The 16,663-nt window shown below is 60.3% G+C and carries 18 protein-coding genes and 1 other RNA gene; 8 read left to right on the plus strand and 11 right to left on the minus strand.

Going from position 1 to position 16,663, the window contains the following annotated elements:
• Nucleotides 1-164: 164 nt before the first annotated feature.
• From M1E04_RS23590 to M1E04_RS23605, 4 genes are all read right to left on the minus strand, one after another.
• The gene (locus M1E04_RS23590; protein ID WP_369318269.1) at nucleotides 165-1,385 is read right to left on the minus strand and encodes a 2-octaprenyl-3-methyl-6-methoxy-1,4-benzoquinol hydroxylase; all 1,221 of its coding nucleotides are present in this window, start codon (nucleotides 1,383-1,385) and stop codon (nucleotides 165-167) included.
• Between the two features lie 49 nt (nucleotides 1,386-1,434).
• Nucleotides 1,435-2,622: a 2-octaprenyl-6-methoxyphenyl hydroxylase gene (ubiH, locus tag M1E04_RS23595; protein WP_410928255.1), complete on the minus strand. Its 1,188-nt coding sequence runs from the start codon at nucleotides 2,620-2,622 to the stop codon at nucleotides 1,435-1,437.
• Nucleotides 2,619-3,953, minus strand: a complete 1,335-nt coding sequence (pepP, locus tag M1E04_RS23600) for a Xaa-Pro aminopeptidase (RefSeq protein ID WP_065987458.1) — start codon at nucleotides 3,951-3,953, stop codon at nucleotides 2,619-2,621. Before pepP ends, ubiH begins: the two co-directional genes overlap by 4 nt.
• An 81-nt stretch (nucleotides 3,954-4,034) precedes the next feature.
• Nucleotides 4,035-4,592 carry a YecA/YgfB family protein gene (locus M1E04_RS23605; protein ID WP_192130705.1) on the minus strand — a complete coding sequence of 186 codons (558 nt, stop codon included), beginning with the start codon at nucleotides 4,590-4,592 and terminating at the stop codon, nucleotides 4,035-4,037.
• Between the two features lie 149 nt (nucleotides 4,593-4,741).
• Between M1E04_RS23605 and M1E04_RS23610 the strand changes: the two genes are divergently transcribed.
• The 4 genes from M1E04_RS23610 (at nucleotide 4,742) to M1E04_RS23625 (ending at nucleotide 6,212) form a co-directional block, all read left to right on the plus strand.
• Nucleotides 4,742-4,951: a TIGR02449 family protein gene (locus M1E04_RS23610; RefSeq protein WP_456292139.1), complete on the plus strand. Its 210-nt coding sequence runs from the start codon at nucleotides 4,742-4,744 to the stop codon at nucleotides 4,949-4,951.
• A complete protein-coding gene (locus M1E04_RS23615) occupies nucleotides 4,948-5,271 on the plus strand; it encodes a cell division protein ZapA (protein WP_065987460.1) in 324 nt (107 codons plus the stop codon). Before M1E04_RS23610 ends, M1E04_RS23615 begins: the two co-directional genes overlap by 4 nt.
• 31 nt (nucleotides 5,272-5,302) lie before the next feature.
• A non-coding RNA gene (gene ssrS, locus M1E04_RS23620) (6S RNA) lies at nucleotides 5,303-5,481 on the plus strand.
• A 101-nt stretch (nucleotides 5,482-5,582) separates the two neighbouring features.
• Nucleotides 5,583-6,212, plus strand: a complete 630-nt coding sequence (locus tag M1E04_RS23625) for a 5-formyltetrahydrofolate cyclo-ligase (RefSeq protein ID WP_192130703.1) — start codon at nucleotides 5,583-5,585, stop codon at nucleotides 6,210-6,212.
• A gap of 52 nt (nucleotides 6,213-6,264) precedes the next feature.
• Here M1E04_RS23625 and M1E04_RS23630 read toward each other — a convergent pair whose 3' ends face one another.
• A complete protein-coding gene (locus tag M1E04_RS23630) occupies nucleotides 6,265-6,414 on the minus strand; it encodes a hypothetical protein (protein ID WP_122534092.1) in 150 nt (49 codons plus the stop codon).
• Nucleotides 6,415-6,608: 194 nt separating this feature from the next.
• Between M1E04_RS23630 and M1E04_RS23635 the strand changes: the two genes are divergently transcribed.
• Nucleotides 6,609-7,058: an EVE domain-containing protein gene (locus tag M1E04_RS23635; RefSeq protein WP_296308188.1), complete on the plus strand. Its 450-nt coding sequence runs from the start codon at nucleotides 6,609-6,611 to the stop codon at nucleotides 7,056-7,058.
• Nucleotides 7,059-7,073: 15 nt separating this feature from the next.
• Here the strand turns inward: M1E04_RS23635 and M1E04_RS23640 are convergent, their stop codons facing one another.
• Nucleotides 7,074-7,484 (minus strand): flagellar basal body-associated protein FliL, encoded by a 411-nt coding sequence (locus M1E04_RS23640; RefSeq protein ID WP_065987463.1) that lies wholly within the window; start codon nucleotides 7,482-7,484, stop codon nucleotides 7,074-7,076.
• A 135-nt stretch (nucleotides 7,485-7,619) separates the two neighbouring features.
• Here M1E04_RS23640 and M1E04_RS23645 point away from each other — a divergent pair, with 135 nt between their 5' ends.
• A complete protein-coding gene (locus M1E04_RS23645) occupies nucleotides 7,620-8,597 on the plus strand; it encodes an NADPH:quinone oxidoreductase family protein (protein WP_456292140.1) in 978 nt (325 codons plus the stop codon).
• 44 nt (nucleotides 8,598-8,641) lie between these two features.
• Here the strand turns inward: M1E04_RS23645 and M1E04_RS23650 are convergent, their stop codons facing one another.
• Nucleotides 8,642-9,289: an energy transducer TonB gene (locus tag M1E04_RS23650; RefSeq protein ID WP_456292141.1), complete on the minus strand. Its 648-nt coding sequence runs from the start codon at nucleotides 9,287-9,289 to the stop codon at nucleotides 8,642-8,644.
• A gap of 243 nt (nucleotides 9,290-9,532) precedes the next feature.
• Here M1E04_RS23650 and M1E04_RS23655 point away from each other — a divergent pair, with 243 nt between their 5' ends.
• A complete protein-coding gene (locus tag M1E04_RS23655; RefSeq protein ID WP_456292142.1) occupies nucleotides 9,533-10,675 on the plus strand; it encodes an acyltransferase family protein in 1,143 nt (380 codons plus the stop codon).
• On the opposite strand, the gene M1E04_RS23660 is transcribed toward M1E04_RS23655, so the two are convergent.
• Nucleotides 10,672-11,661, minus strand: a complete 990-nt coding sequence (locus tag M1E04_RS23660; protein ID WP_456292143.1) for a hypothetical protein — start codon at nucleotides 11,659-11,661, stop codon at nucleotides 10,672-10,674. The genes M1E04_RS23655 and M1E04_RS23660 overlap by 4 nt on opposite strands.
• 217 nt (nucleotides 11,662-11,878) lie before the next feature.
• On the opposite strand from M1E04_RS23660, the gene glpT reads away from it, so the two are divergent.
• On the plus strand, nucleotides 11,879-13,228 hold the full coding sequence (glpT, locus tag M1E04_RS23665; protein WP_192130697.1) for a glycerol-3-phosphate transporter: 1,350 nt from the start codon (nucleotides 11,879-11,881) through the stop codon (nucleotides 13,226-13,228).
• Between the two features lie 57 nt (nucleotides 13,229-13,285).
• On the opposite strand, the gene M1E04_RS23670 is transcribed toward glpT, so the two are convergent.
• From M1E04_RS23670 to ubiD, 3 genes are all read right to left on the minus strand, one after another.
• Nucleotides 13,286-13,960 (minus strand): gamma-glutamylcyclotransferase, encoded by a 675-nt coding sequence (locus M1E04_RS23670; RefSeq protein WP_192131015.1) that lies wholly within the window; start codon nucleotides 13,958-13,960, stop codon nucleotides 13,286-13,288.
• A gap of 211 nt (nucleotides 13,961-14,171) precedes the next feature.
• Nucleotides 14,172-15,140, minus strand: coding sequence for a CDP-6-deoxy-delta-3,4-glucoseen reductase (locus M1E04_RS23675; RefSeq protein WP_192130696.1), 969 nt, complete (start codon nucleotides 15,138-15,140; stop codon nucleotides 14,172-14,174).
• Entirely contained in the window at nucleotides 15,140-16,606 is a 1,467-nt protein-coding gene (ubiD, locus tag M1E04_RS23680; protein ID WP_065987470.1) for a 4-hydroxy-3-polyprenylbenzoate decarboxylase, read from the minus strand. The genes M1E04_RS23675 and ubiD overlap by 1 nt, the downstream gene beginning before the upstream one ends.
• Nucleotides 16,607-16,663 lie beyond the last annotated feature (57 nt).

Consider the following 16,663-nt stretch of genomic DNA (forward strand, 5'->3'; position numbering starts at 1 on the left):
GTGCCACACCCGGCACCACTGAACGCACGCGCAGTTACAGTGGGACCGGCTTCAGCCGGGAGGAGGCCAGCTTGAACGCCATCAGATTCGCGGCGTAACGAATGGCGCTTTTCCGGCTAAAGCCGGTCCCACGGTGAAGCGCGCGGACAGAAAGTGCCGTGTTGTCAGAGCCGTGCCAGCGTCGGGAGGTCCCCGGTCAGGCCCAAGGCCTGGCGCACGAACAACGCTTTGGCCTCTGCCGAACGATCGACCATCTTCAGCCCGGCGTTGCGTAACAGACGAACCGGCAGCGCGTCAGCCTGGAACAGTCGCTCGAAGCCTTCCATCGCCGCCATCAAGGTCAGATTATGCGGCATGCGCCGACGCTCGTAACGGCTCAACACGCGCTCATCGGCCAGACGTTCGCCGCGCTCCACCGCACCGCGCAGCACTTCGGCCAGCACCGCTGCGTCGAGAAAGCCCAGGTTGACGCCCTGCCCCGCCAACGGATGGATGGTGTGCGCGGCATCGCCGATCAGCGCAAGGCCAGGCGCTATGTAGCGCTTGGCGTGGCGTTGACGCAGCGGCACGCAAAGCCGTGGATCAGCAGAAATCACCGGCCCGAGACGGCCTTCGAACGCATTCTCCAGCTCACGGCAGAAGCGTTCGTCGTCGAGCTTCATCAAACGCTCGGATTGCTCCGGCGTCACCGACCAGACGATGGAGCACCAATGCTCACCCTCTCGGTCGAGCGGCAAAAAGGCCAGCGGGCCACTGTCAGTGAAGCGCTGCCAGGCGGTTTTACGGTGGGAGTCCGCCATTTGCACGCTCGTCACGATGGCGTGGTGCAGGTAGTCCCACTCCCGCGTCGCGGTGCCGGTCATGCGTCGTACGGTCGAGTTGGCGCCATCGGCGGCTACCACCAGCGGCGCACGCAATGTGCGGCCGTCGGAGAGCGTCAGGAGCCAGTCATCGCCGGAGTGACGCATCTGCTCCAGACGCACGTCTGCCAACATGCCGATGTCGCTGGCATGCAGACGTTCGACCAACGCATCCTGCACCACGCGGTTTTCGACGATGTGCCCAAGCACCTGAGCGTGAACGCTGGAAGCAGAAAAATGCACCTTGCCCGTGCCGCTGCCATCCCACACGTGCATGTCGCTGTAGGGGCTGACGCGACGCGCAACGATGCCATCCCAGACGCCAAGCCGCTCAAGAATGCGCTGACTGGCGATGGACAGCGCACTGACCCGGGCTTCGAAGGGGGCATCAGCCACGAACGGTTTGACCGTCAGGGGACCGCCATCCACCACAAGGATGTTCAGCCCACTGTCTCGCAGCGCCAGCGCGAGCGCACTCCCCACCATTCCGGCCCCGACAATCAGCAGATCTGCGCGCGTTTCCATGCTTTAAATCGTTCTCGACTGTGGCGAAGGCCACGAATGAATGGAGTGTTCAGACATCGCTTCGCGTTCCCAGGCCCATGGCCTGACGGGCGAACCAGCTCTTGGCCGAAGGCAACAGATCCAGGCCCAGGAGGCCCAGATTGCGGCCTGCAGTCACGACGGACTGCTGACTGCTGAACAACCGGGTGACCTGATCGGAAAAGCCGACGGTCAGTTTTTGATCAACCCGCTGGCGCTCGCGATACACCTGCAACGTCGACAGCTCGCCCAGCGGTGCATCACTGGCCAGCAGCGCCTCGGCCAGGGAGGCGGCATCACGCAGCGACAGGTTGAAGCCCTGCCCCGCAATCGGATGAAGACTGTGGGCGGCATTGCCGAGCACCACCAGATGGGAGCGGATCTGCTCTTCGGCCTCGATCAGCGCCAGCGGATAGCTGTGGCGCGCCCCCACTTGCTTCAGTGCGCCCAGCCGGAAGCCGAAGACGCCCTGCAGTTCTTCCAGGAAGCTTCGGTCGTCCAGCGCCATCAGCCGTTGAACGTCATCGCCGGTGCGCGTCCAGACCAGCGCGCAACGATTATCCGGAAGCGGCAGCAACGCCATGGGGCCATTTTCGGTAAACCGCTCGAAGGCCTCACCACCGTGTGGGTCTCCCGGCGTGATGTTGGCGATCAGCGCGCTTTGATCGTATGGCGTGTGTCGCACGGCAATGCCCAACTGCTCGCGCAGGCTGGAACGGCCGCCATCGGCCAGCACCGCCAGGTCGCAGGTGAGCTGAGTTTCGTCATTGAGCGTGAGTTGGTAGCCATCGGGCAGCGCCTGCATGTGCGTGACTTCGGCCGGGACCCGCCAACTGATCACGTCCTTGTCCAGCGCCTGCCACAGGCATTGGCCCAGCCAGGCGTTTTCAACCACGTAGCCCAGGGCCGGAACACCTTCTTCCATCGAAGACAGGTGCGCGGCGCCAAACCGGCCTTTGTCGGAAACGTGAATGTTGAGGATCGGCTCGGCGCGGCGGCTGATCTGCTGCCACAGGCCCAGGCGCTCGTAGATCTGCCGCGCGCCGAAAGACAGCGCTGAAGAGCGCGCGTCGTAGCTGGGTTGGTACGTGTCGCCGGGCGCAAACGGCTCGATCAGGACGATTTTCCAGCCTCGCGCCTTCGCCCCGGCTTGCAGGGCCAGGGCCAGGCTTGCGCCGACCAGTCCGCCACCCACGATGGCCAGATTAAAGCGGCTCATGCGGCTTGGGTTCGTGCTGCGGCCATCAGGGCCTCGATCTCGGCAACGGTTTTTGGCACATCGCCCGTCAGGATTTCACAGCCTTTTTTGGTTACCACGACGTCATCCTCGATTCGCACGCCAATCCCGCGCCACTTTTTGGCGACGGTCTGATTGTCCGGGGACACATAAATGCCGGGCTCGACCGTCAGCGCCATCCCGGCCTCCAGAACACGCCACTCTCCGCCGACCTTGTATTCGCCGACGTCGTGCACGTCCATGCCCAGCCAGTGTCCGGCGCGATGCATGTAAAAAGCTTTGTACGCTTCGGCAGCAATCAGTTCATCCACCGCGCCTCGCAGCAGCCCCAGCTCAACCAGCCCTTCGGTGATGACTCGAACCGTAGCCTCGTGGGCCTGATTCCAGTGATTGCCGGGTTTGATCGCTGCAAACGCCGCTTCCTGGGATTTGAGCACCACCTCGTAAATCGCCTTCTGTTCGGCGGAGAATTTGCCGCTTACCGGGAAGGTACGGGTGATGTCACTGGCGTAGCAGTCGATCTCGCAACCGGCATCGATCAGTACCAGGTCACCGTCTTTGAGCGGCGCGTCGTTCTCCTGGTAATGCAGGATGCAGGCGTTGCGCCCCGAGGCGACGATGGAGCCATAGGCCGGCATCTTCGCGCCGCCCTTGCGGAATTCGTAATCAAGCTCCGCTTCCAGGCTGAACTCGTACAGCCCGGCGCGACTGGCCTGCATGGCTCGCACATGGGCACGGGCCGAGATCTGCGCGGCCTCACGCATCACCTTCACTTCGGCCGCCGATTTATACAGGCGCATGTCGTGAAGCAAGTGATCCAGCGCAACGAATTCTTTGGGCGGCTGCGCACCCAGGTGCGCCTTGGAACGGATGACGTTGATCCACTCCATCACATGGCGGTCGAATTCAGGATTGCTGCCCATGGACGAATACACCCGATCGCGACCCTCGATGAGGCCGGGCAGGATGTCGTCGATGTCGGTGATCGGGAAGGCATCATCGGCGCCGTACTCGCGCATCGCGCCGTCCTGGCCCGCGCGCAGGCCGTCCCACAACTCGCGCTCGGGATTGCGTTCGCGACAGAACAGGACGTACTCACCGTACTCGCGGCCAGGGATCAGCACGATCACCGCTTCCGGTTCGGGGAAGCCACTCAGGTACTGAAAGTCGCTGTCCTGGCGGTACACATGCTCGACGTCCCGATTTCGAATCGCCACAGCCGCCGCTGGCAGGATGGCGATGCTGTTGGGCTCCATCTGCTCCATCAACGCCTTGCGGCGGCGGGCATATTCGGCTTTCGGGATATGAATCATGGGCAAGTGCGGTTCTCCGGGAGATGCGCTTCGGCCACCGCCGCGCAAGGGCGGCATGGCGGAAGCCGCGATGACGCGCTGTCAGTGCAAAGAAGGCTTGGCTTCGTCGTCAGCATCGGTTTTCTGGTTGAACTCGGTGAACAGCAGCAACGGCGCAACGCGCAGGTACTCCATGACTTCCATGTAGTCGCTCTCGCCATCTTCGGACTCGTCCAGCGCGTCATGAACCTGAGCAATGGCAGCCAGGTCTTGCAGCACGTCCCTGGCATCATCGCTCAGTGACTGGCCACCCACCCGGGCAAAGCCGCTGAGAAAGCCCTGGCACCACTGTGCCATGGCGGCGGTGCGTGCAGCCAGGGGCTCATCATCGCCGGGCAACAGCAACACGACGGTCATGTCGTCACCGGTCAGTTCGCTTTTGACCATTGCCTGCAGGCCGATCAGGGCCTGACGCACTTTGTCGTCTGGCTCTGTTTCCAGCAGCAGATGAGCGTCGGACAGCCACTCTTCTGCATCGAAGCCTGCGCCGGCGCAACTGCGGCCCAGCAAGAGGCCGTGCAATTCGGCAGGAGATACATGATGACCACTGCTGGCAAGCAGGGCGGCGAAGCCGTTGTACGGGGAATTCTGAATAGGCATGGGCAACTAGGCGCCAAGCGGCGCAATGTCTAGAATGAAGGCCTTGTATCGTAGCACCGGCAGACGCGCCCAAGCTATCAGGCGATGTCCGGGGCGAATCCAGACGCCAGCGCCTGCACCACTCATCTGAAAGTAATCAGTGGAAAACAATGGAAGACAACGACCTGCAAGCGCTGATGGTTCGACTGGAGTTATTGATCAATCGTGTCGAGCAACTAAAAAGTCAAAACGGACTCCTATTAGCTCAGGAAAAATCCTGGCGCGAGGAACGCGCTCAACTCATTGAAAAAAACGAAATCGCCCGGCAAAAGGTCGAGTCCATGATTTCGCGCCTCAAGGCCCTGGAGCAAGACTCATGAGTAATGGCAACAGCATCACCGTGCAAATCCTCGACAAAGAATATTCGATCATCTGCCCGCAAGAGGAGCGCACCAATCTGGTCAGCGCCGCGCGTTATCTGGACGGCAAAATGCGCGAGATCCGCAGCAGCGGCAAAGTCATCGGCGCCGACCGTATTGCGGTGATGGCCGCACTGAATATTACCCATGACCTTCTGCACAAACAGGAACTGCCACCCGCAAAGGCCCAGGCCAATGGTGCCAACAGTGAGCAGGTTCGCGATTTGCTGGACCGTGTAGACCTGGTCCTTGCCACGGATTCGGATAAAGCACAAGGCTGATTGTTCGGACATGATTGGGTATACTTGCGACCGCTCCCTGGAGTGCTTGCCAGTCGGTCATGTCCCTGAGCCGATACGCACAACCACGGGGGTTGCACGTTGGGGTTGGTGTGCATGTCCGCTCGACGGAAAGCCTTAAAACCTCCTGCAATCTCCACCTTGAACTTTCGGGTTCAAGGGCTACACCGACAGCGGTTCGTCGGGGAGTCTCGAACCTTCTACCCATCGCCAGGCGCCCCGTCTGGCGGTGGGCATCGTGAATCTGCCTGATTCCACGACATCACTATCCAACGCCTCACGGACCCGCCAGCATGACCTCATCCGGCGCCGCTCCCCTTCCAGATCCTTCAAGCCTCTCTCGACCACAGTTGCGTCGGCTTCTTCGCCATAATCGTCGCGCGCTCAGCCCGGCAGAACAGCGACAGGCGGCGCAGGGCCTGTACCGTCAACTGGCGCAAAACCCGCTGTTTCGCCGCGCCCGTCATGTTTCGCTCTACCTTCCGATGGACGGTGAAATCGACCCGCGCCTGCTCCTCCGTGCCGCTCAAAAACGCGGCAAGACCACGTACCTGCCGGTGCTCAGTGCCTGGCCTCGAACCAAAATGGTGTTTCAGCGCGTGCGCCCCGGGGAGACGTTCAAGCCGAACCGGTTCCGCATCCCGGAGCCACGTACCAATGCCAGGCGACAGCGCAAGATCTGGACGCTCGACCTGGTGCTGATGCCGCTCGTGGGGTTCGATCCGGACGGGGGACGTCTTGGCATGGGTGGCGGCTTTTACGACCGCAGCCTGGCTTATCTCGCGCGTCGTAAAACCTGGCGCAAGCCGGTGCTGCTGGGACTGGCCCACGAGTGTCAGAAAGTCGGGAAGCTGGCGGTCGCCAGTTGGGATGTTCCGTTGGCAGGAACGGTGACGGGTACGCGTTGGTATATGGCGGGGTGAATCATCAGCAATGCGCGCTTGGGTGAAAAAAAGCGCGCTGCGAAAAAGCGGTTTAGCGGCGGAGCTGTGGCTGCTGTTGCTGAGTGATTTCAACCGGCGCGTCTGCCTTGGCAGCCCACAGACTTTGCGCATAACCGGTGGTAACGATTCCCAAGCCGAACAAAATTGCCAAAATCCATAGTACATCCGGCTTGCGTCGCATTCATCGTCCCCTTTGTAACGAATCAGAATCTGAAATCGATAACGTTTAAACAAGGCCGCCAGATAGTGCAGCCCTTAAAATGCCGGCATTCTGCGGCAACGTGACGCAACACGCAAATACTGGCGCCAGCCGACTGTCGGTTTGTCATCAAATCGTAGGACAACTTTCCCAATACCTGTTCAGGAACCTTATAAATGGCCTATTGGCTGATGAAATCCGAGCCCGACGAGCTCTCGATCAGCGGGCTGAAAAAGCTCGGGCAGACGCGCTGGGACGGTGTACGCAACTACCAGGCCCGCAACTTTATGCGCGCGATGGCCGTGGGCGATCAGTTCTTTTTCTACCATTCCAGCTGCCCCGAGCCCGGGATCGCCGGCATCGGAGAAATCGTCAAGGCCGCGTATCCCGATCCCACTGCGCTGGACGAAAAAAGCCACTACTTCGACGCCAAGGCCACCGAGCAGAAAAACCCCTGGAGCGCCCTTGATGTGGCATTCGTCGAGGCGTTTCCGAACGTGCTGGGCCTGAGTTTTCTGAAGCAACAAGCCGCACTGGAGCAGATGCCACTGGTGCAGAAAGGCAGCCGCTTGTCCGTCATGCCGGTGACGGACGAACAATGGGCCGCCGTGCTGGGCCTGCGCTGAGTTCAGAACGCGGCGTTATTGGGCAATGAAGTTGTTGAACAGCAGGTCATCAACCACGGGCTTGCCGGTTTCCTGGGTCAGCACTTGCTGGGTCTGCTTCAGGGCTTCCTGACGCAGTTTCTCCTTGGCATCGACGTTGCCCATGCTGTCGACCGTTTGCTGAGTGAACAGCGCCACCAGCTGATTGCGAATCAGCGGCTCGTTCTGCTTCACCAGCTTCTGCGCTTCGGCGCCGGTCACGCGCAAGGCGACGTCGGCCTTATAGACGTGCAGTTTCGGGCCGCCATCCAGTGAGTAGTTGCCTACGAAGGGTGGCGTCAACGCCACGTAGGAAACCTTGTTCGGATCTTCCTTCTCGCCGCCCTCTTCGGCCAGCGCCACAACCGGCATCGACAATGCCATCAACATCAGAATCCACGCTTTCACAGTCCGCTCCTCAATCCGTTTTGCCGCATAGCTTACTTCAGCTTATGCACGCCTATCAGGCCGGGCCATGCTCATTGACCCCACAACCTCGCTACCTGTACTTATCGGCCATCCCCGAAAAAGGAATAGCCCTCGATGAAAGCCGTGCTTTGTAAAGCCTTCGGTCCCGCTGCAGATCTGGTGCTGGAGGAAATCCCCAGCCCGGAGCCGAAGAAAAACGAGATTCTTCTGGACGTGCACGCTGCCGGGGTCAACTTCCCGGACACGCTGATCATCGAGGGCAAATACCAGTTCAAGCCGCCTTTTCCGTTTTCACCTGGAGGTGAGGCGTCGGGTATCGTGACCGCTGTCGGTGAAAAGGTCGGCCATGTGCGTGTCGGTGACCGGGTAATGGCGCTGACAGGCTGGGGCAGCTTCGCTGAACAGATCGCCGTGGCCGGTTACAACGTCCTGCCCATTCCCGAAACGATGGACTTCACCACCGCCGCGGCATTCAGCATGACTTACGGCACCTCCATGCACGCCCTTAAACAGCGCGCAAATCTGCAGGCAGGCGAAACACTGCTCGTCCTCGGCGCTTCCGGGGGTGTCGGCCTGGCGGCCGTCGAGATCGGCAAAGCCATGGGCGCTCGAGTGATTGCCGCCGCCAGCAGCGCAGAAAAGCTGGAGGTCGCCAAAAACGCAGGCGCCGACGAGGTAATCAACTACAGCGAAAGCAATCTCAAGGATGAAATCAAACGCCTCACCAACGGTAACGGCGTCGATGTGATCTATGACCCGGTGGGCGGCGACCTTTTTGATCAGGCCGTTAGGGGCATCGCCTGGAACGGGCGACTGCTGGTCGTCGGTTTCGCCAGTGGCCGCATTCCTGAGCTGCCGGTCAATCTCGCGCTGTTGAAAGGGGCCTCGGTTGTGGGTGTGTTCTGGGGCTCATTTGCCCAACGCCAGCCCCAGGACAACGCGGCGAATTTCCAGCAACTGTTCACCTGGTTCAGCGAGGGCAAGCTGAAGCCGCTGGTGTCGAAGGTTTACCCGCTGGAGCAGGCGGCAGAAGCGATTGAATCGTTGGCGCAGAGGAAAGCGGTTGGCAAAGTGGTGGTTAGCGTCAGGTAGCGTGCATCGGGATCGCCTCCAATCTGAAAGGGCTGACCAAGCGCTCACAGCATCATCCTCACTTGATCAGGTAACACGTCCTTGTAACGCAGTTCCGGATTCACCCGGCATCGCTGAATGATCTCCGGAGCTGCATCTGCCAGCGCATCCCCCAGCGCGAACCGTCGCTCGTCGGACAGCCTGCGGTAAGTGGCGACCCTCGCCAGCACTTTGAAGGTGTGCCGGAACACGCTCATGTCGATCTCTTCAAGACCGGATGAGTTTTGCTGGAAGTCGTCCAGTCGCTTGTTGAATCGGGCGCAGGTCATGTGTCGCAGGCTGCGATGAAGCCAGGGCACGGGGGCATTTCCTTCACGCGGGTGGACGAAGTAATGCTCCTGGCGCAGCGAGATAACTGCCGGACGCTGATCACTGACCACCCAGGGTTTTACGCGCCATATCGGCGCAACGTTTACCACGGAGAGGGAAAACAGAGGGTGCGAGCTGTCCAGCACCTCAGGCGCGGAAACCTTTCCATCGTGGTGCGCCTTCAGGTTGTAGACGACCCACCCGGATACTCCCGATTTTGAAAGCGAATACGGCCAGGCGGGCGCCCTGCGGTAATCAAACTCAACACTGCGCTCGTCTGCATGAACCTTGATACACACCGCAAGCATCACCCATAAAACCCACCTGCTCATCACTGCCGTCACCTGCGCGCTTCTTCCCGTGTGCCCCCTGCTTGAGTGCAAAAGGCCGGCGCGCAGTTTGTGTGTTGGGCTGCGGCGGCAATAGCTCATGACTTCCCAGAGCTGCGTAGGATCGATCCCAAAATCAACACCTCGCTAAACAACCCGCGACGGCGCCCGATGTGTTCCGTATATTTCACGCCCGATACATACCGAACGGGCCCTCATTCGGTATCGACTCCAATACGAATTGCGGACCCAGTATTGATGACCGTCACTCTGATTTTGATATCGCTGTACGCGCTGTCGATCGCGATATTTTGCCTCGCTACACAGCGACTCCCGATCCTTTCCCAAGACGCGCTCCACCGCGTTTCGTCGCTGGACGGGCTGCGCGGCGTGCTCGCCACTGCGGTCATCGTTCACCACTTCATCGTCAGTTATTACTGGCACGTCAACGGAGCTTGGGAAACCACGGACAGTCGCGTGCTGAACAACATGGGCACGGTGCCGGTGTCGCTGTTTTTCATGATCACGGGTTACCTGTTTACCGCGAAGATCTACCGCGGCGAGCCGAAATGGCGTCAGATCCTGTCGTCACGGGTACGGCGAATCTTCCCGATGTACCTCTTCAGCGTCGCCGTGATCGCGGCCATCGCCCTGTATCAATCCGCAGGCATCAGCGCCCCGGTGATGGACACCCTCAAAGCACTTGGCCGATGGGTGATTTTCATCGGCAGCCCCATCAACGGTTTCCCGGACACTGTCCGCATCAACGCCTCGGTGCAGTGGACGCTGCTCTATGAAGCGGTCTTCTACCTGTCACTGCCGGTGCTGTATTGCCTCCTTCGGCGCACGCTCCCCGGGATGGCCGTCGTCGTCTCGCTGATGGTGCTGGCGTGCCTGTGGGGCGAATACCACCATCACTTTCACAACCGGTTCATCAAACTGTTCGCTGTCGGCATCGCAGTGGCGGTGTTTGAAGACCGGATGCGCCAGTGGCGCGTCGACTTCACAGGCGTGCGCTGCACGTTGGTTGCGGTCGTGATACTGCTGATCAGCATGAAGCTCAAATCGTATTCGACGCTGCAGATGTTGATCCTCGGCATTCCGTTTGCGCTGTTTGTGCTCGGCAACAGCTTGCACGGGTTGCTGGAGATTCGAGGATTGAAGATTTTGGGCGAGGCCAGCTTCAGCATTTACCTGCTGCACGGCATCGTCATCTACAGCGCGTTCAGCTTGCTGGGCATGTATGACTTCACCACACCGGATCCACTCAGTTACGCGCTGTATTTACCGCTGATCATCCTGCTGACCAGCAGCATCAGCGTCGCGACGTACTGGTGCATCGAGCATCCATTCCTGCGCAAGGCAACGCCAAGCACCGATGCCGGTTTGCCGAGGGCTTAAGATTCGTTAACGGGTAACCGAGGCGGGCTGGCCGACAACGAACTGAAAACCTCGTTCGCCCAGCTCGCCATGCTGTAGCGCTGCACGACCTCTTCGGGCGGATCCACGTATTCACCGGCGATGAAGGCTTCAGGGATCACGGGGTTATCGCTGTCGATGATCAGAATGTTGCGCGGATCGTAGAAGTCGTAATCCGCCACCGATGCATTGTTTGTGATCATTTTCTTGCGATAGAGCAGTGCTTCGAAGAACCGGAAGCTCAAACCCGCGTGCCCCGGCCGGACGATGTCGATCAGTATTTCCGAACGCCTGACGTATTCGGCCGTTTCATCGATGTCCATGCGCTGCCGAAAGAAGGTCAGTAATGGACTGGCCCCCAACACTGGCTTGCTCTGCACCAGGAACTTGCAGGTGTTGGTGTAGCCCAGTTGTTCAAACGCCCGAGCCACCCTCCCGAGTACATCCACACGGTGCTTGCCGCCCATCACGACAAAAGCCTTGAAGTCGGACGTCGTTCTGAAATCGGCGTGTTCTTCGTAGATGTAGTTGTAGAGCTTGCGCAGTTGATACTCGCGGGCATCAGCGCCATCGAAGGTGTAGACCTTGTCAAAGGTCGCCAGTTGATCAATCGGCATCGACAATCGCGCAATCCCGTCAGACAGATAGGCGACGCTGAGCGCCGCCGCAGCCTGGGCCAGTGTGACCAAACCCTGATCCAGCTGGCTTGGATTCACAACCAGCAGCGCATCGACATGGCCCGCCGCCCGAATCGCCGCACGAGCACGCTTAACGATCAGGTACTTTTTCAGCCATCGGCGCAGCTTCCCCGGAAGCCATGGCAGTTCTTTCGCGCCATGGGTCAGGTCAAGGAATACAACGTCGTTCGACTTGCCGAGAAAGGTGCTGAGCCGGCCAAGGTATCCGCCAACATCGCGGCACAGGATGATGATTTTTTTATTCCGAATCCCAAGCGGGGGTGACTGCATGAGGGTTTGCCAATCGTGAGCGCGTGAGCGCGCACTTTACCTGTCCCAGACACCGAAACCCACCTATGGACAGCACTGTACAAACGGGATGTTCGCAAAGGAATTCCCTCTCGGCCCGTGTTTACGTCCTTTTTATCCGATGAGAAGCCTTCCTATTTTCTGTAACGAAAATGTAATATTCGGATTCGCATAACAATAAAATAAATGGAGTGTCCCGATGTTTGCCTTTTTCCGTCCTGCCGCACATCAGGCTCCGCTGCCTGAGGAGCGTGTCGACTCTACCTACCGCCGCCTTCGCTGGCAGATTTTCGCCGGCATCTTCTTCGGCTACGCTGGCTACTATTTGCTGCGCAAGAATTTCTCGCTGGCCATGCCCTACCTGATCGACGAGGGATATACCCGTGGCCAACTGGGCCTCGCGATCTCAGCGATTGCCATTGCGTACGGGCTGTCGAAATTCCTGATGGGGCTGGTGTCGGATCGCTCCAACCCGCGCTACTTCCTGCCATTCGGACTGGTGATTTCCGCGCTGGTGATGTTCGTGTTCGGATTCGCACCCTGGGCGACGTCCAGCGTAACCATCATGTTCATTCTGCTGTTCATCAATGGCTGGGCCCAAGGCATGGGCTGGCCGCCGAGCGGACGCACGATGGTGCACTGGTGGTCGCAGAAGGAGCGTGGCGGCGTGGTCTCGGTATGGAATGTGGCGCACAACGTCGGTGGTGGCTTGATCGGCCCGCTGTTCCTGCTCGGGCTGGGTTGGACCAACGACTGGCACGCCGCGTTCTACGTGCCTGCGGCGGTTGCCCTGTTCGTCGCCCTGTTCGCCTTCGTCACCATGCGCGACACCCCACAGTCCGTGGGCTTGCCGCCGGTCGAGGACTACAAGAACGACTACCCGGAAGGCTACGACGCGAGCCACGAAGAGGAATTCACCGCCAAAGAAATCTTCGTCAAATACGTCCTGCGTAACAAAATGCTCTGGTACATCGCGCTGGCCAACGTATTCGTTTACCTGCTGCGTTACGGCGTGCTGGACTGGGCGCCAACGTACTTGAAAGAAGCCAAGCACTTCGACGTCGACAAGACCTCGTGGGCCTACTTTTTTTATGAGTGGGCAGGCATTCCGGGCACGCTGCTGTGCGGCTGGATGTCCGACAAGATCTTTCGTGGCAACCGTGGCCTGACCGGCATCGTGTTCATGGCAATGGTGACCGTTGCGACGTTGGTCTACTGGCTCAACCCACCCGGCAATCCCACCGTCGACATGATTGCGCTGGTCTCGATCGGCTTCCTGATTTACGGCCCGGTCATGCTGGTCGGCTTGCAGGCCCTTGAGCTGGCACCGAAGAAGGCCGCCGGCACCGCAGCGGGATTCACCGGCCTGTTCGGCTATCTCGGTGGCTCGGTCGCCGCCAGCGCGCTGATGGGTTACACGGTCGACCACTTCGGCTGGGACGGTGGCTTCGTGCTGCTGGTGTCCGCTTGCATCCTCGCAATAGCGTTCCTGATACCGACGCTGCGGCATACGCGGGTGGCGAGCCAGTCGCGAGAGGAGATGGCTTAAGTCTCAAACGAAAAGGGCTTGGTCAGTGCGATGATCAAGCCTTATTCGGACCAGAAGCTATATCGCCAACAACACCGGCCTGCACCGCTTGAACCGCGCTTCCAGGCTCAGGTCCGGCATGGCGTGGGTGCGCAGTGCGCGGATGGTTTGCTCGACGTATTCCCACGTGGTCCCGTAACGGCCGCTGGCATTGGCCAGCACCTGGGTGAGCACGCTGTCGGGCAGGTTGCCAGCGTAACTCGGCAGATGCCGCTCCAGCACAAATCCCAGCGCCTGCACCTTGGTGCCGTCTTCAAGTCGGCAGTTGAGCCAGTGCGGGCGGTAGGACGGGAACGGCATTTCTCTCTGCCACAGCGCCAGCAGGGACTCGTCGATATTGTCTTCGGGCAACCGGTAGGCGAATCCGCTGCAGGAGCCGCCGCGGTCCAGACCGAATACCAGCCCTGGCTGCTCGGGCGTGCCACGGTGTTCGTGGGACCAGAGATAGAGACCGCGATGATAGCCGTGGACCCGTCCGCGCTGACGCTCGACGGCGCTGCACTCGGGTCGCCAGATCAATGATCCATACGCGAACAACCAGATCGGGCCGCCCTGGTGACGGCTCATCGTGGCGTGGATGGAGGCAAGAAGCTGCTCGCGGCTCAGTTTCGGCCCAAGATCGATGACCGGCGGGTAGGACAACCCCAAGCCATCATGGACAGCTTCCGCCAGGATATTGATTTGATTCCCCATCTGGTTCCCCCCACCGGCAAGGCTGACGCCGGTGCAACGCTGAACACTCATGAAACGGGTCTGGCAACAACGAATGAACAATCAGACGGCATCGCAGGCAGTGTGACGTTGTGACTCGGCCACCGGCGCACGGGTCACGCCGGAAAAGCCGATATCTGACAAACAGCCATGCAATACGCTGTCCACATCCAGCCCGGCGAGTGGCTGCGCTTCAGGGCCTCGGCGCATACGCGAACACATCGGCACGCATCTGATGCGCATCCATGCCCGCCAGCACCAGCGCATCGAGGGTCGAATAGACCATGGCCGGGGAGCCGCTGGCATACACATAAAGCGGCTTCAGATCGCTGAAGTCCTCGCAAACCGCCTCATGCAGCATGCCGCAGCGCCCTTCCCAACCGCACAGATCACTGACGATCCTGTGCAGGAACAGATTAGGCAGCGTCTGCCACTCCTCCCAATGCGTGAGCTGGTAGAAATCTTCCGGACGGCGCATTCCCCAATACACATGCACCGGATAGGGGAAACCTTTGGCGCGGCAATGCTCGATCAGGCTGTGCATCTGCCCCATACCGGTGCCTGCCGCAATCAATACCAGCGGGCCATCGGGCAATTCGCCCAGATGAGTATCGCCGAAGGGCAAGTCGACCCGCGCCATGCCCTCGCGCTGCAGCTGCTTGATCAGGTTTTGCGCACTGGCCTCGCGGGCGAGGACGTGAATTTCGAGATCGCGCCCGCTCTCCGGCGCTGACGCCATGGAAAACGCCGATTTTTCGCCGTCGTCCCGATGGATCATCAGGTACTGACCGGCGTGATAACGCGGCGGCTTGCCGGCAGGCGCACGGAGCATCACGCGCCAGACATCGCCGCCGACTTCAACACACTCGCTGACCTGGCAGGCGAACGTACGCACCGGCAGCTCGCCGAGCGCCAGCACGCTGTCCCACAGCACAACGCAGTCTTCCTGCGGCACCGCCAGGCACGTGTAGATTTCGCCGTGGTTGCGGATCTCTCCGGCCTGCTCGACGCTGCCTTCAACCAGCAGCGCGGAACAGATGTGGCAATTGCCGTTGCGACAGCTCTGAGGGCATTCATAGCCCAGACGCTGGGCGGCGTCGAGGATCCGTTCGCCTGGCAATGTCTCGATGACCGCGCCCGAGGGCTGCAAAGTTACACGCATCAATCAATTCCCAGCTGAGTCCAGATTTCATCGATCCGGCGGGTCACCGCTTCGTCCTTGACGATAGCGCGACCCCATTCACGGGTGGTTTCGCCCGGCCACTTATGGGTGGCATCGAGCCCCATTTTCGAGCCGAGACCTGAGACCGGCGAGGCGAAATCGAGGTAGTCGATTGGCGTGTTGTCGATCATCACCGTGTCGCGCTTGGGGTCCATGCGCGTGGTGATTGCCCAGATGACGTCATTCCAGTCACGGGCATTGATGTCGTCGTCGGTGACGATAACGAACTTGGTGTACATGAACTGTCGCAAAAACGACCAGACCCCCAGCATCACGCGCTTGGCATGGCCGGGGTACTGCTTCTTGATCGTCACGACCGCCATGCGGTACGAGCAACCCTCGGGCGGCAGGTAGAAGTCGACGATTTCCGGGAACTGCTTCTGCAGAATCGGCACGAAGACTTCGTTCAGCGCAACGCCCAGGATGGCCGGCTCGTCAGGCGGCCGGCCCGTGTAGGTGCTGTGGTAAATCGGCTTGATGCGGTGGGTGATGCGCTCGACCGTGAAGACCGGGAAGCTGTCGACCTCGTTGTAGTAGCCGGTGTGGTCGCCGTACGGACCCTCGTCGGCCATTTCGCCGGGATGAATCACCCCTTCAAGGACGATTTCGGCGCTGGCGGGGACCTGGAGGTCGTTGCCACGGCACTTGATCAGTTCGGTACGGTTGCCACGCAGCAGGCCGGCGAATGCGTATTCGGACAAGCTGTCGGGCACCGGCGTGACGGCGCCCAGAATGGTGGCGGGGTCAGCGCCCAAGGCCACGGACACCGGGAATGGCTGACCCGGGTGCTTGTTGCACCAATCCCTGAAATCCAGCGCGCCGCCGCGGTGGCTGAGCCAGCGCATGATCACCTTGTTGCGGCCGATCACCTGCTGGCGATAGATACCCAGATTCTGCCGTTCTTTGTTGGGCCCGCGAGTGACCGTCAGCCCCCACGTAATCAGCGGGCCGACATCGCCGGGCCAGCAGGTCTGCACGGGCAGCATGCCAAGGTCGACGTCGTCGCCCTCGATCACGATCTCCTGACACGGCGCGTCCTTGACGACTTTCGGCGCCATGGCGATCACTTTTCTGAAGATGGGTAGCTTGGACCAGGCGTCTTTCAAGCCCTTGGGCGGCTCGGGCTCTTTAAGGAAAGCCAGCAGCTTGCCGATTTCCCGCAGTTCGGACACCGACTCGGCGCCCATGCCCATAGCGACGCGCTCGGGCGTGCCGAACAGGTTGCCAAGCACCGGGATGTCGAAACCCGTCGGCTTTTCGAAGAGCAGCGCCGGCCCCTTGTTGCGCAGGGTCCGGTCGCAGATCTCGGTCATTTCCAGTACAGGGGAAATGGGCACCTGAATGCGTTTCAACTCTCCGCGCTGCTCAAGCTGCTGCACGAAATCCCGTAGATCCTTGAATTTCATTAACCCGGCCACTCACCAAATAGATGCACATCCTACCTGCTCTGACCGCAGAGGGCA

The organism is Pseudomonas sp. AK106, assembly GCF_053903055.1.